The organism is Formosa sp. Hel1_33_131 (assembly GCF_001735745.1).
Lineage (GTDB): Bacteria > Bacteroidota > Bacteroidia > Flavobacteriales > Flavobacteriaceae > Hel1-33-131.
Genome location: NZ_CP017260.1, coordinates 235,567 through 249,844, shown reverse-complemented (window position 1 = coordinate 249,844; position 14,278 = coordinate 235,567). Strand labels below are relative to the sequence as shown.

General features: G+C 35.5%; 18 protein-coding genes. 10 read left to right on the top strand and 8 right to left on the bottom strand.

What is annotated here, in order from left to right; translation table 11 throughout:
* Positions 1 to 2: 2 nt before the first annotated feature.
* Genes FORMB_RS01215 through FORMB_RS01205 form a run of 3 tightly spaced genes read right to left on the bottom strand, consistent with a single transcriptional unit; the run spans position 3 to position 2,628 of the window.
* A complete protein-coding gene (locus tag FORMB_RS01215) occupies positions 3 to 1,109 on the bottom strand; it encodes a glycosyltransferase family 4 protein (protein WP_069675723.1) in 1,107 nt (368 codons plus the stop codon).
* Positions 1,110 to 1,153: 44 nt separating this feature from the next.
* Positions 1,154 to 1,915 (bottom strand): glycosyltransferase family 2 protein, encoded by a 762-nt coding sequence (locus tag FORMB_RS01210; protein WP_069675722.1) that lies wholly within the window; start codon positions 1,913 to 1,915, stop codon positions 1,154 to 1,156.
* A 2-nt stretch (positions 1,916 to 1,917) separates the two neighbouring features.
* On the bottom strand, positions 1,918 to 2,628 hold the full coding sequence (locus tag FORMB_RS01205; RefSeq protein ID WP_069675721.1) for a hypothetical protein: 711 nt from the start codon (positions 2,626 to 2,628) through the stop codon (positions 1,918 to 1,920).
* 101 nt (positions 2,629 to 2,729) lie between these two features.
* Between FORMB_RS01205 and FORMB_RS01200 the strand changes: the two genes are divergently transcribed.
* Positions 2,730 to 3,431, top strand: coding sequence for a polysaccharide deacetylase family protein (locus FORMB_RS01200; RefSeq protein WP_231925558.1), 702 nt, complete (start codon positions 2,730 to 2,732; stop codon positions 3,429 to 3,431).
* Here the strand turns inward: FORMB_RS01200 and FORMB_RS01195 are convergent.
* Positions 3,423 to 4,160 (bottom strand): glycosyltransferase family 2 protein, encoded by a 738-nt coding sequence (locus FORMB_RS01195; protein WP_069675719.1) that lies wholly within the window; start codon positions 4,158 to 4,160, stop codon positions 3,423 to 3,425. The genes FORMB_RS01200 and FORMB_RS01195 overlap by 9 nt on opposite strands.
* A gap of 47 nt (positions 4,161 to 4,207) precedes the next feature.
* Between FORMB_RS01195 and FORMB_RS01190 the strand changes: the two genes are divergently transcribed.
* Entirely contained in the window at positions 4,208 to 5,032 is an 825-nt protein-coding gene (locus tag FORMB_RS01190) for a glycosyltransferase family 2 protein (protein WP_069675718.1), read from the top strand.
* Positions 5,033 to 5,042: 10 nt separating this feature from the next.
* Here FORMB_RS01190 and FORMB_RS01185 read toward each other — a convergent pair whose 3' ends face one another.
* Positions 5,043 to 5,630: a class I SAM-dependent methyltransferase gene (locus FORMB_RS01185; RefSeq protein WP_069675717.1), complete on the bottom strand. Its 588-nt coding sequence runs from the start codon at positions 5,628 to 5,630 to the stop codon at positions 5,043 to 5,045.
* Positions 5,627 to 6,685, bottom strand: a complete 1,059-nt coding sequence (locus FORMB_RS01180) for a glycosyltransferase family 9 protein (RefSeq protein WP_069675716.1) — start codon at positions 6,683 to 6,685, stop codon at positions 5,627 to 5,629. The genes FORMB_RS01185 and FORMB_RS01180 overlap by 4 nt, the downstream gene beginning before the upstream one ends.
* A 59-nt stretch (positions 6,686 to 6,744) precedes the next feature.
* On the opposite strand from FORMB_RS01180, the gene FORMB_RS01175 reads away from it, so the two are divergent.
* Complete coding sequence (locus tag FORMB_RS01175; protein ID WP_069675715.1) at positions 6,745 to 7,518, top strand: lipopolysaccharide kinase InaA family protein; 774 nt, start codon at positions 6,745 to 6,747, stop codon at positions 7,516 to 7,518.
* Here the strand turns inward: FORMB_RS01175 and FORMB_RS01170 are convergent.
* Positions 7,515 to 8,330 (bottom strand): 2,3,4,5-tetrahydropyridine-2,6-dicarboxylate N-succinyltransferase, encoded by an 816-nt coding sequence (locus FORMB_RS01170; protein WP_069677852.1) that lies wholly within the window; start codon positions 8,328 to 8,330, stop codon positions 7,515 to 7,517. The genes FORMB_RS01175 and FORMB_RS01170 overlap by 4 nt on opposite strands.
* A gap of 130 nt (positions 8,331 to 8,460) precedes the next feature.
* Between FORMB_RS01170 and FORMB_RS01165 the strand changes: the two genes are divergently transcribed.
* The 7 genes from FORMB_RS01165 to FORMB_RS01135 all read left to right on the top strand — a co-directional run bounded on the left by FORMB_RS01165 (position 8,461) and on the right by FORMB_RS01135 (position 13,136).
* A complete protein-coding gene (locus FORMB_RS01165) occupies positions 8,461 to 9,282 on the top strand; it encodes a glycosyltransferase family 2 protein (protein WP_069675714.1) in 822 nt (273 codons plus the stop codon).
* Positions 9,283 to 9,320: 38 nt separating this feature from the next.
* Positions 9,321 to 9,731 carry a Holliday junction resolvase RuvX gene (gene ruvX, locus FORMB_RS01160; RefSeq protein ID WP_069675713.1) on the top strand — a complete coding sequence of 137 codons (411 nt, stop codon included), beginning with the start codon at positions 9,321 to 9,323 and terminating at the stop codon, positions 9,729 to 9,731.
* Between the two features lie 61 nt (positions 9,732 to 9,792).
* A complete protein-coding gene (gene def / locus FORMB_RS01155) occupies positions 9,793 to 10,386 on the top strand; it encodes a peptide deformylase (protein ID WP_069675712.1) in 594 nt (197 codons plus the stop codon).
* Positions 10,387 to 10,406: 20 nt separating this feature from the next.
* Complete coding sequence (locus FORMB_RS01150) at positions 10,407 to 10,826, top strand: DUF5606 family protein (RefSeq protein ID WP_069675711.1); 420 nt, start codon at positions 10,407 to 10,409, stop codon at positions 10,824 to 10,826.
* Between the two features lie 134 nt (positions 10,827 to 10,960).
* On the top strand, positions 10,961 to 12,337 hold the full coding sequence (locus tag FORMB_RS01145) for an MATE family efflux transporter (protein ID WP_069675710.1): 1,377 nt from the start codon (positions 10,961 to 10,963) through the stop codon (positions 12,335 to 12,337).
* 2 nt (positions 12,338 to 12,339) lie between these two features.
* The gene (locus FORMB_RS01140; protein ID WP_069675709.1) at positions 12,340 to 12,567 is read left to right on the top strand and encodes a hypothetical protein; all 228 of its coding nucleotides are present in this window, start codon (positions 12,340 to 12,342) and stop codon (positions 12,565 to 12,567) included.
* 2 nt (positions 12,568 to 12,569) lie between these two features.
* Entirely contained in the window at positions 12,570 to 13,136 is a 567-nt protein-coding gene (locus tag FORMB_RS01135) for a phosphatase PAP2 family protein (protein WP_069675708.1), read from the top strand.
* Here the strand turns inward: FORMB_RS01135 and meaB are convergent.
* On the bottom strand, positions 13,107 to 14,198 hold the full coding sequence (gene meaB, locus FORMB_RS01130; RefSeq protein ID WP_069675707.1) for a methylmalonyl Co-A mutase-associated GTPase MeaB: 1,092 nt from the start codon (positions 14,196 to 14,198) through the stop codon (positions 13,107 to 13,109). The two genes, FORMB_RS01135 and meaB, sit on opposite strands and share 30 nt — an antisense overlap.
* Positions 14,199 to 14,278: the final 80 nt, after the last annotated feature.

Sequence of the window (14,278 nt, the reverse complement as noted above, 5' to 3'; positions counted from 1 at the left end):
TTTTACAGCTCCATTACTTGAGCTAATTCCTTATACATTTTTTCTGCAATGACCTTTTTTGTGAAATTGTCCACTAAGTATTGATAGCCGTTCTCTGTGAATTCTTTTTGTAATTTAGGGTTAGACATCAAATACTCCACCCTGTCTGCAAAATCTATAGGGTTGCCAACTTCAGCTAAAAGCCCCGTTTCATTGTGTACGATTACTTCTGGAATTCCCCCTGCATTCGCTGCCACTATGGGAACGCGACATGCATAGGCCTCTAACAATACACCTCCTGTAGGCTCATTGTTTGAGGTGAACATAAACAAATCAAATTCTGGCAGTACTTCTGGAATGTCTTTTCTGAACCCTGCAAAAACGATGTGGGCTTCTAAGTTTTTTTCGCTTACATAACTTCGGATGTCTTTTTCAAGACTTCCTTTTCCGACTATAATATAAGTCGCTTTAAAACTGTTTCGTTTTACTAATTCTTCAACGGCATCGATCCAAGTATAATGATCCTTGAACCCTGTGAATTCAGCAATATTACCTATAATTTTATGGTCTTTCGGAATGTTAAATTCCTTGTGCAAAAGTCCATTTTTTTCAGTTTTAGTAAATTTATTGACGTCCGTTACACTTCCAACGACACACATTTTTGAGTGGTCTTTCACGGCAAATTTTAAAACATCTACGACTGGGTTTGAGACGCAAATTATTTTTTTTATGCCCTTATAATTGTACTTCCATTTCCTGAAAAAATTTGTATCAACCCGTTTTATCAGGGTACGGCACAGCACAAGGTGTGCGGAATGTTTAAATACTAAATGTGAAATGACAGCGAGTGTATGCGCCTTGCTACTGTGTATGAACACGATGTCAATTTTATGTTCTTTAATGAATTCAGAAATTTGTTTTGCAATTTTGAAATCGTATTCTGAAGAAACATTAAGTCCAGTGACTTGCATTTTTTTTTCCACCGCTATATCATATACAGGGGTGTCTTTAGCACAGAGAATAAATTGATTATGAATGTCAGGATTATCCTCGAAAGCTTCGTGTAAATATATTATTTTTTGCTCATGACCTCTCCAAACTTCTGAGACTGTAATTTGTAAAAGGTTCATATGTTTAGTGCAGTTTTAAACGTTAATTAAATTTTTTATTCAATTTATGCTTTTGAATTTTTCCAATGTTGCCTCAATTTACTGTATTTTAAATAGGTAACGATAAATGCTTGTTTGCAGATGCGCCATCCATATTTTCCATCCAAAATCCCAAGTCTTAAAATATAAGATTTAAAAAACGCCCATGAAGGTCTGAAGTAAACTTTAAAAAGAGAAGCCGAAATTTTTAAATCAAAATAAGATTTTGCGCCAATGGTCGAAAACTGTTCAACTTTTTGTTTATGTTCGTCGTAATCTCTATAAATCCAATGTAAAATATCGCCTTTTAATTTGCCACTTTTGATATTGCTTTTTAATTTAAAAGTATCATGCGGATTGATGCCCTTCCATTCTCCACTGTCCTTTTTGAAAAGTCTTAATTTTTTATCTGGATACCAATCTGAAAAGCGAATCCATTTCCCACAATAATTATTTCTTCTATTGCAATAATAGCCTGCGTATTTCCAATTTTTTTTAACTTCTAAGATGGAGGATTTCAACTTATCAGAAAGCGCTTCATCACCATCTAAAGACAGTACATGATTGTAGCTTGCTTGTTCTAACGCAAAGTTTTTTTGTTCAAAATATCCCAAAAACTTTTGTTGTATAAAAGTCACATTAAACTCCTTACAAATTTCTTGTGTTTTATCAGTAGAGTAGGAGTCTACGACAATAATTTCATCCACAACGTCAACTAAAGAGGACAGGCATTTTCTTAAATGCTCCTCTTCATTGTACGTTATGATGACTCCTGATAGTTTTATCATGCTTATTCTATATTTCGGTACATAAGCCAAAGAAATAAATAGGTTTTAAATTCTTCAAAAGCTTTTAAATAGGCGAATACAAACCCTTCTTTACCATCTAAAAAACCGAGTTTAAAAATGAATATTTTTTTTAGTTCCCATAAAGGATTCCATGAAAAATGAAAAAAATGAGGACGTATTTTATTAATATATAAATCTCGAGCTTTAAGTTTTGCTTTTTTTGTCAGTCGTTCATTATAACGATCAAAATCTAAATAAAGTTCTTCAACAGGGCCTTTTAATTTTTTAGCTGCAATTTTAGTACCAAGTGAGTTTTTATGAAACAAAAGAGAAGTGTAGCGAGTTCTATACCCAGAAAAATTCAACAATTTACCCATAAAATTGAAACGGGTTTCGGACTTATAATTCCCTGATGAATCAGGGTTCATAGCAATCTCAGTGATTTCTTCTGACAATTGATTTGAAATACAATGATTTGCTTCTAACCCTACAATCCAATTATGGCTTGCTTTTGAGCTTCCTTTATCAAGCAAAAAATCAAAATCAATGTATTCAGATTCAATAAATTGAACTGGGTGTGTGTGCTGAATTTCGGACAGTACCGTTGGATCTATTTTTCCGACAATAATGATTTCATCTACAAAGGCGATGCTTGCAATGCACTCCTTAATATAGCTGTGATCAAAAAACGAAATAACGATGGCACTAATCATGAAATATAAAACTAATTAAAAATAATTATGTAGTCGGCTGCAAAAGTAATAATTTTACAGCTAATATAAGCTACTGAGCCATGCCGCGTTTACCAATTTTAATGTATCATAATATTTGCGACCAGCCTTCCAAAAGCAAAGGACTGACTTTGTCTTATGAAAAATTGGAAATACAGTTTCAGTATTTAGTTGCTCAGGGCTATACAAGTTTGCATTTTAGTGACATTCAAAAGTTTAAACAAACAGATGAATATCCTAAAAACCCCATTATTATTACTTTTGATGATGTGTATGTGAGTCAATATAAATTCGCGTATCCTCTTCTTAAAAAATACAATTTAAAAGCATGTTTTTATGCACCTTTTTCTTTTGTTGGAAGTACTGATTCATGGAACGGTGGTACTGAAGAAATCATGACGGTTTCACAACTAAAGGATTTAGATCCAGCTATCATAGAACTTGGGTTGCATTCTTTTGAGCACCGTCCCTACAGTTCATTGTCAATGGAATTAATACAAGAAGATTTTAAAAAATGTCATGATTTTGTTTCCAAACATGCATTGAATGTGTGTAATGTTTTGGCGTATCCCTATGGTAATTTCCCACGAGAAGAACCTCAGAAAACTATTTTTTTTGATGTCTTAAAAAAGCAAAACATTGCTTATGGTTTAAGAATTGGAAATAGACTGAACAAACTCCCTTTCAAAAATAATTATGAATTAAACCGATTGGATATTAAAGGAGAAGACAGTTTGTTTAAATTCAGACTCAAATTAAAATTTGGAAAACTCTCTTTATTTTAGGCCTTTTTTGAGGAGCATCAATTTGGCGTATCTCGAAAACACGCCGTAGGAATTAATCGCTGCAACGGCCAGTCCAGGAATTCCATCTAAAAACCCACGTCTTACAATATATTCATGGAAAAATCTGTAGGCCGGTTTAAAAGCTAAATGAAAATAATTCATCCCTTTTCCTTTGGACAAAATTCGTTCGGCTTGAAACCAAGCATAGGAATCTTTTTTACCAATATAATGCAATAAGCCTTTGTAAGTATAGTGTAATACTTTGTTTTTCAGCGTTCCAATAGAGCCCTCAACAATAAGTTTTTCGTGCACACTTCCTTCAAAATGACATTTGTCTCTCACCACTAAGCGTGTGACATTGTTGTCATGATGGTATAAAAAACGATTCATATAGAAGTGAGGGAAATTAAGTTTATAGCCTGTGTGTTTATTGGATTTCAGAGCTTCTAAAATTTCCTTTTGAAGCGCATGTGTAATGCGTTCATCTCCATCTAAAAACAGAACCCAATCACTAGTAGCAAATTGTAGTGCGTGATTTTTTTGATTCGAAAAGTTATCAAACTTTCTAGATATAACTTGACATCCGTGATCGGTTGCAATTTTAACAGTAGCGTCAGAACTCATAGAGTCCACGACAATAATTTCATCTGCAAATTTAACAGAATATAAGGCGCCCTCCAGATATTGGGCTTCGTTATACGTTGGGATTATGACGGTTAAAGTTTGCATTTGCGTTTAAAGTGTAAACTTACAAAAAAACTTTATATTTGCACCCTATGAATCAAATAGACACTTCTATTGTTATAAGCACATATAACTCCACTGAATGGTTAGCAAAAGTACTCTATGGGTATAATAATCAGACGTACAGATTATTTGAAATTGTAATTGCCGACGACGGATCTAATCAAGAAACGTTTGATCTTATTGAAAAAATTCAAAAAGAAGTTTTTTATCCGATTGTACATGTGTGGCATGAGGATAATGGGTTTCAAAAATCTCAAATATTAAACAAAGCGATTGAAAAATGCAATACTCCCTACATCATTATGTCAGATGGGGATTGCATTCCAAGAGTCGATTTTGTGGAAGTTCATGTCAAACATAGAAAACAAGGTTTGTTTTTATCAGGAGGTTATTTTATGCTGCCTATGAATATTTCAAAGCTAATTTCCGATGAAGATATTTATGAAGGTCGTTGTTTTGATCTGAAATGGTTAAAATCAAACGGTTTAAAAATGTCTTTTAAAAACAATAAACTCACCGCAAGAGGTTTTAAATCTTGGCTTTTGAATTTGTTGACGCCAACCACTGCAAGTTGGAATGGACACAATGCTTCAGGCTGGAAAAAAGATATTATGTCGATTAATGGTTTTGATGAGCGCATGCAATATGGTGGGCAAGACCGCGAACTCGGAGAGCGTTTGTTTAACTATGGCATAAAGAGTAAGCAAATTAGATACAGTGCTATTTGTGTGCATCTCGACCATCCACGGAGTTATAAAACTCAAGAATCGATTAATAAGAATCTAGAAATCAGAAAAAACATCAAATCTGCAAACAGATCTTGGACTGATTATGGTATTTTTAAAATGTTTTAAAATAAAGCGTTTATAGCTTTCTGTACACTCCTAATTTCCAATAGGCAGTTCCTTTCTCCGAAGCTACTTTAGAAAAATCTAATTGTTCTAGTTCAGGGATGTCAAAATACTTCCAACATCCAGAACCTTCTTTAAAAATAGACGTGATTAAGATCCCATCTTTTTTAAGCTTGCCTAAAATCCGATTCAGAACCTTGGCTCTAACGGCGTCATTAATATAATAAAAAGCTTCATTAAAAACGATGACATCAAATTCTTGAGGGGGTTTGTAGTAATGCAAATCCGCAACCTGAAAATCAGCATTTTTAAACTTGTAATTATTTGCAGTTTCAATAGAGAATTTAGAAAAATCAATACCTAAAAAATAGCCAATAGCTTCATTTTCTAACCGCATTCTTAACACCCCTTCGCCAGATCCTAAGTCTAAAATACTAGCTTGTTTTTTGGAATGCTGTTTTATAAATTCTAATATTTTTGAATAGCGAGGGGCTTCTACATCATTTCTCAAATAATCCCATCGCCCTTTTTTGTACTGTCGATTCCAACGTAATTTTCGACGCCAAATATGAAATTTATCTAAATAACTTAGTTTACTCATGAGATATGATGTTTTAAAAACGGCGTTAAGTTCTTAAGAATAATTTCTGGGGTCAGTTGATTGTATAAAAACGTAGGGTCTTCTTCAATTTTCCGACGTTCCTCTCTTGAAGTGGAAAATAAATCGGGTTTTTCGTCCAACAAATGTACAGAGGTATGCAGCTGTCCATCTTCAAAACTAGACCAATCCGATTTTAAGATGTAGGGAGAGAAAATTGTAAACGTTGGTTTGTCAAGTGCTTTAGCGATATGAACACTCCCACCTTCATTAGCAATCAAAAGTTTACACTGATTCATTAGCGAAATAAAGCCTCTGATATTCGGTTCATAAAGATCAAAAATGATGGCGTCTTGGTGCTTACAAGCCTCATAAATTTTAGTGGCCTCTGCTTTTTGATTTGGCGCATAGTTGAACATTACATTCACTTCAAAATTGGAAGTGACGTAATCAATGAGCTCCACGATATACGAATACGGCATTGATTTTTGAGGAGTACTTCCCAAAACACCAACCATCACCACTGGTTTAGAATAGTTATTTAATTGTGAATACTTTTTTTCTGTATCTGTTAAATAAATTTTTGGCGTGTAAATGGGAGCTTCTAATGGAAATGCTGAATCCACCAAATGAACTCTTTCTTCGATAGATTTCCCGCATGGCAGTGTTTTTTTATCTAAAGGTAGCACCTTATGCGTATGAAAATTAAAAATAGAACTTTTACCCTTTTTTTGATAGCCTACACGAATGGGGGCTTTTGAGAGCAGTGAAATGAACTTACTTTGAAACTTTGAATACGGATCAAAAATAATATCATAGTTTTCCTTTCGGATGTGCCAAGCCGTTTTAAGAAGCGTTGGAATTTTCTTTAATTCTTTTTCATTCAATGGAATGATTCTATCAATGTTGGGATTGTTTTCGATCACACCTGTTGTGTAGTCATAAACCAAATAATCAACCCGAGAATTTGGGATTACTTTTTTAATATTCGCTGCGATTAAAGAGGCAATGAGTACATCACCAATTCGCTTATTTTGAATTACAAGTATTTTTTTCATTAACGACTAAAGACTATCTTAGCAAGATATTACTTTTTTTAAAGTTACTAAAAGTTTACATGAATAATATTATTATACATTCCAAATTCTCCTCTTATTCTACTGCAATATCAAAGGCAATAAGTGATTTTGAAACCTCAGGGATTACCGTGCTGAAAGGAGATCGAAATACCATAAAATCTCTCAAAATTGAAGGGCTGCATTTGAATATTAAACAATTTAAAACCCCAAATGTTTTTAATTCCTTTGTTTATAAATACATTCGTAAATCAAAAGCACGAAGATCCTATGAGTATGGAAATTTATTAACTCAAAAATCTATTTTAACACCTACCCCGATCGCTTATTTTGAAGCCTCATCATGGTTTGGTCTCAAACAAAGTTACTATGTCAGTCAGCATGTAGCCTATGATTTTGATTTTAGAGTATTGATTCATGATTTAAAGTTTCCAAACAGAGTTGAAATTTTAAAACAGTTTACAGCTTTCACGTTTAAACTACACGAAGAAAATGTCAATTTCTTAGACCATTCTCCAGGGAATACACTCATTGTAAAAACAGATGTGGCTCAATACGATTTTTATTTAATCGATTTGAATCGCATGCGTTTTGAGGCGATGAATTTTAAAAAACGAATGCATAATTTTAGGCGCCTCTGGTTGTCTAAGGCGATGATACAAATTATGTCTAAAGAGTATGCGGTATTAAGCGAAACTCCGCTAACGGAAATTCAGAGCGGAATGCTTCATTATAGCCGTCAGTTTCAGAAAAAAATAGATACTAAAAAGCTAAAACGAAGCGGTCGAAAAATGGTATTTAAATCTACGGATTAAACCGCAACATTATGCGTTCTTAAAGCATCGTTTAAAGACGTTTTTTTGTTGGTGCTTTCTTTTCTTTTTCCAATAATCAAAGCACAAGGAACATTGTAGTTTCCAGAAGGGAATTCTTTTACATAACTCCCAGGAATCACAACCGAACGTGCAGGTACAAGTCCTTTATATTCAACGGGTTTATCACCAGTTACATCAATGATTTTTGTACTCATAGTCAAGACAACTCCGGCACCTAATACAGCTTCCGTTTCCACACGAACTCCTTCCACAACAATGCAGCGCGAACCAATAAAGGCATTATCTTCAATAATTACGGGAGCCGCTTGAAGCGGTTCCAACACACCGCCAATACCAACGCCGCCTGAAAGGTGAACGTTTTTACCAATTTGCGCACAACTTCCTACAGTCGCCCATGTGTCAACCATGGTGCCCTCATCTACGTACGCTCCAATATTCACATAGCTTGGCATCAAAATAGTTCCTTTGGAAATATAAGCACCATGGCGCGCCACTGCATGTGGCACTACACGAATGCCTTTTTCCGCATAGCCTGTTTTTAATGGAATTTTATCATGAAACTCAAACGGTCCAACCTCAATAGTTTCCATCGTTTGGATAGGGAAATACATCACCACTGCTTTTTTGACCCACTCATTCACCTGCCAACCATCTGTTGTGGGCTCAGCAACTCTAAGTTCTCCTTTATCTAATAAATCAACGATTTTTCTAATCGCATTTTTTGTAGTATTTTCGTTTAAAAGTGTTCGGTTTTCCCAAGCAGTTTCTATAAGTGATCGTAAGTTATCCATTGTATTAATTTTTTGCAAATATAAGATTAATAATAAAGTAATAAATAAATAAATGTGACTCATTCGTGAAAGCAGGGTCGAAACTATGTAAAACCCTAAATTTATTTAAGTTAAACAATCCCCATTGTCTATGAAGTCTCCTACTATTTCTGTCATTATCAGTACTTATAATCAACCAGAATGGTTGCGTAAAACGCTTTTAGGCTATCAATATCAGACCTTTGATTCTTTTGAAATTGTTATTGCAGACGATGGTTCTGACGACCGCACAAAAACAATCATTGAACAGTTTCAAACACAAACACCCTTACAAATTATTCATGTTTGGCATGAAGACCAAGGATTTCAGAAAACAACAATTTTAAACAAAGCTATTCTTGCCTCTAATTCAGACTATCTCATATTTACAGATGGAGATTGCATCCCTCGAAATGATTTTGTAGCAGTGCATTATCAAAAAAGAGCTCCCAATTCTTTCTTGTCGGGGGGCTATTTTAAACTTCCTAAAACAATTTCAGATTTAATAACAGAGTCAGATATAGAGGCACAAACGTGTTTTGATCCAAAATGGCTTTTATACCTTGGTCTTAAAAAAACTTTTAAGCTAAACAAATTGTGTTCTAAAGGTCGTAAAGAATTGTTGTTAAACAAATACACGGTCACAAAAGCAACCTGGAACGGGATGAATTCTTCTGCTTGGAAAAAAGATATTATGTCGGTTAACGGTTTTGATTCCCGAATGCAATATGGGGGAGAGGATCGCGAATTTGGGGAACGTTTAGTGAATTACAAAGTCAAAGGGCTACAAATCAGATACAGTGCTATTTGTCTGCATTTATTTCATTTAAGAGGCTATAAAAACGAAGCGGCTATCATTGCTAATCTGAACATCAGGGCTCAAACTAAAAAGGAGAAAATTATAAAAACACCTTTTGGAATCAGTCAACTCTAAAGGGATTATCAAGCTTTTAAATTGTATTTTTGTCCCTTATGGGACGATTATTAGCAATTGATTATGGAAGTAAACGCTGTGGCATCGCTGTCACTGACGAAATGCAAATTATTGCTTCGGGTTTGACTACGGTAGAGACCAAAAAACTCATACCCTTTTTAAAAACCTATTGTAAGGACGAATCAGTAGATCTGTTTTTAATCGGTTTGCCAAAACAAATGAACAACGAACTCTCTGAGAGTGAGCCTTTAATTTTGAAATTCATTGAACTCTTAAAAAAACAAATCCCCTTGATTCCCATTGAACGAGTGGATGAACGTTTTACTTCTAAGATGGCATTTCAAACGATGATTGACAGTGGTCTCAAAAAAAAACAACGTCAAAACAAGGCGCTTGTCGATGAAATTAGTGCGACTCTTATTCTCCAATCCTATCTTCATAATAAATAATTATAGAAGTATTATTTTATAATCTCAAAAATCGTATTTTTGAGTCCTTATATTCAGTAGTATGATTTTACCAATTGTGGCTTATGGAGATCCAGTTCTTAAAAAAAGAGGAACTGAAATTTCTAAAGACTATCCAAAATTAGAGCAAGTTATTGCCAATATGTACGAATCTATGTACGGCGCTTTTGGCGTTGGCTTAGCCGCACCACAGGTTGGGCTTTCAATTCGTTTGTTTTTAGTGGACACCACTCCTTTTGCAGATGATGAAAGCTATTCACCTGAAGAGCAAGCGGAATTAAAAGCCTTTAAACGCACCTTTATAAATGCCAAAATACTTGAAGAATCAGGTGAAGAATGGGATTTTAACGAAGGCTGTTTAAGCATTCCCAACGTGCGCGAAGATGTATCTAGATGTCCAAAAATAAAAGTGGAATATCAAGATGAAGATTTTAAAACACATGTTGAAGAATTCGATGGTTTAATTGCGAGAGTCATTCAGCACGAATACGATCATATCGAAGGTGTTCTGTTTACAGACAAAGTCTCTACCTTAAAAAAACGTCTATTAAAAGGAAAGTTAACCAATATTTCTAAGGGAAAAACCAGTGTTGATTACCGCATGCGATTTCCAAATATTTCAAAAAAACGATCTTAAATTAACAATAAATTCAATCAATGGAATTAGATAAAATTTTAGCCATTTCTAAAAAGCCCGGCTTATACAAATTAATTACCCAATCTCGTGGCGGGTTTATCGCAGAATCTCTGCTCGATCAAAAACGAATTTCGGTCAGCATCAGTAGTAATGTCAGTCTGTTAAGTGAAATTGCGATTTATACACTTAACGAAGAATTGCCATTAAAAGAAGTGTTGTCAAAGATTTTTGATAAAGAAAAAGGTGCAGAAACAAGCACCAGTCCAAAAGCCTCAAAAGATGATTTAGAAGCGTATTTCTTTTCCGTACTCCCTGATTACGATGAAGACCGCGTCTATCCGAGCGATATCAAAAAGATTTTAAATTGGTATAATTTATTAAACAAACACCAGCTCCTCGATTTTAAAACCGAAGCTTCTAATTCAGAAGAAGAGGAATAAAGCTGTCTAAAAAGAAGAGAATCTGTCATTCTGAACTCGTTTCAGAATCTGAAACAAACCTGCCTGACGTTAGGCAGGTTCAGATTGACAAAGCAAAGTCTTTTTACTCCTTTTTTTTAACACCTTATTTTAGAATGTTAGCACACTTAACAAAAGAATTCAGTTACAATTGGAAGTTAGCCTACCCAGTCATTATGGGCATGCTCGGGCATACCTTTGTCGGCTTTGTTGATAACATCATGGTTGGGCAATTGGGGTCAGCAGAACTGGCAGCAGTATCCCTCGGAAATAGTTTTTTCTTTGTAGCAATGTCCTTAGGAATTGGATTTTCTACGGCAATCACCCCTTTGGTTGCAGAAGCAGATTCTGAAAATGATTTCAAAAAAGGAAAGTCTGCTTTTAAACACGGCTTGTTTTTGTGCATCGTTTTAAGTCTATTGTTGTACGGCATGATTTTATTGGCAAAACCGCTCATGTATTTCATGGAACAACCCGAAGAAGTGGTGATTTTAGCGATGCCTTATCTAAATATTGTTGCGATATCATTAATCCCTCTCATTATTTTTCAAGGGTTTAAACAATTTAGTGATGGCTTGTCATTAACCAAACACGCCATGTATGCCACTATTTTTGCCAATATTTTAAATGTTGGTTTTAATTATTTGTTGATATTCGGAAAGTTTGGATTTCCAGAAATGGGCATTATTGGTGCTGGAATTGGTACTTTGATTTCTCGAGTTGCCATGATTGTTTTGATCTGGATTTTACTGAAAAATAATAAAAAAGCAAAGGCATTTGTAACCCATATAAAACTATTTGTTTTGGATAATTCCATGCTTAAAAAAATCATGAACCTTGGATTGCCAAGTGCCATGCAAATGTTATTTGAAGTCGCTATTTTTACGGCAGCAATCTGGTTGAGTGGTGTTTTGGGAAAAAATGCGCAAGCAGCCAATCAAATTGCATTGAATTTATCCTCTATGACCTTTATGATTGCGATGGGTTTGAACGTCACGGCAATGATTCGTGTTGGCAACCAAAAAGGATTAAAAAACTATGTGGAACTCCAGCGCATTGCAAAGTCCATATTTTTGATGGGGATTTTATTTGCCTCTGTATTTGCGATTCTTTTCTTGGTATTTCACGATGTGTTTCCAGCGCTTTATCTCGATTTAGAAGACGTCAATAACTATTTAGACAATCAGGAAGTGGTGGCAATCGCTTCAAAATTACTATTGGTGGCAGCACTTTTTCAACTGAGTGACAGTGCTCAAGTTGTGTTTTTAGGGGCATTGAGAGGCTTGCAAGATGTGAAAATCCCAACCCTGTTGACCTTTATATCCTATTGGATCATTGGCTTCCCAACGAGTTATTTTCTTGGAAAAGAAGACGTCTATGGAAGTACAGGAATCTGGATCGGACTTTTGGTAGGATTAGGGTCGGCATCAATTTTTTTATATCTTAGATTTATTTATCTAACGAACCGTTTAATACAAACTCATAACAACTAAGCATGGAATTACCAAAATTTATACTCGGAGATAATACTAAATTTCCAACAGCAATTTATGTGATACACACAGAGTTTCCACGTTTTATCATCAATCTAGAAACGGATGAAGTGGAGTGGTTGGAAGATTTTGACACGCAGGACGAAGAAGAATTACTTTCGGAAACGGAAACTGCCGTACAAGAAGCGTCTGCTTTTTATGACTCTGAAGTTTCAACTTACGACGATTAATTATGTTAGATCAACTTATAGAATTTGACCGCTCGCTATTACTTTATTTAAATAATTTAGGAACCCCCTCATGGGATGGATTTTGGTTGGTAGTCACCAACAAGTTGACCTTTATTCCTTTATATCTCGTTTTGATTTATTTAATCGCCAAGCGCTTCACGATTAAAGAGATTGTTATTTTAGTACTCACCATTGCTGGAATGATTTTATTTACGGATCAAATTACGAACCTCTTTAAATTTACTTTTGAACGGCTTCGTCCTTGTGCACAAGAAGGGGTGTTAGAACACATCAGACAAGGGGAGTGTTGGGGCTATGGGTTTTTCTCAGGACATTCGTCCAATTCAATGGCGACAGCTATTTTTACAGGCTTGATGCTACGTCCCGTCTATAAAAACGTGATTTATTATATGATCGTGTGGAGCATTGTTGTGGCTTACAGCCGCATCTACTTAGGACTTCATTATCCCTTAGATATTCTGTGTGGACTGTCGTTTGGTGTGTTGTCGGGCTATTTGTTTTACTCCGTGTTTAAACGCTTACGAATGCTTTTTGTGAAGGTTCAATAGATATTCAGCCGCTGCAAAAGGCGAGCGTTTATTTGCTGCAATCAACTCTTTTTGAATCTGCAATTCTTTAGCGATGGTTTCATCTTGAAAAAATTGATCTTTTAATTGATTTTCAATGGACTGAAGCAACCAAAAGGTGTTTTGCTCCTGACGTTTTTTTGTAAAATACTCCTCCTTATTAGCATGATTTATATAATCGCTAATTAAATTCCAAGTGGCATCGATGCCTTTGTTTTCAAGGGCGCTACACAATACGACTTTAGGCATCCATCCAGAGGCTTTGGCAGGGTAGAAGTGAAGCGCACGGTTAAATTCCACCTTTGCTAATTTAGCAGCCGTTAGATTGTCTCCATCCGCTTTATTGATAATAATAGCATCCGCCATTTCAATAATTCCCCGTTTGATCCCTTGGAGTTCATCACCTGCACCTGCGAGTTTTAGCAATAAGAAAAAATCAACCATACTGTGTACCGCCGTTTCGCTTTGTCCAACGCCAACCGTTTCTATAAGAATTACATCATAACCGGCTGTTTCACAAAGGGTAATGGCTTCACGCGTGTGTCGTGCCACACCCCCCAAAGAATCGCCGGCTGCGGAAGGACGGATAAACGCATTCGGATTTTTAACCAGTGCATCCATGCGGGTTTTGTCGCCTAAAATACTGCCTTTAGTGAGGCTACTACTCGGGTCCACCGCTAATACTGCAACCTTCTTTCCAAGAGTGGTCAAGTAAGTACCGAGTGTTTCTATAAACGTACTTTTTCCCACACCAGGCACCCCCGTAATTCCAATTCTAACGGAAGGTTTTTGATGTTCTAAGCAGCTTTGAATGAGTGTGTTTGCCTTTTCTTTGTGCGCAATATTATGACTTTCAATCAAGGTGATCCCCCGACTGAGTGCAGCCGTGTTCCCGATTAGGATTCCTTCCAGCAATGCTGCAGCAGAAGGTTGTTCTTGACGCTTCTTTTTTAGATGAGAAATCGCCTGTTTGCTTGTGGCTTCTTGGTTCGAAATCCCTTCTTTTTCCTGAAGTGCTGTTTTATTTGATTGCTCTTTGTTCACGTTTGGTCTATTGCTGCTAAATTAATCTAATTTTTTATATTAGGATTGTTTTTTTGATTGTCCGTATCTTTCGATCCTAA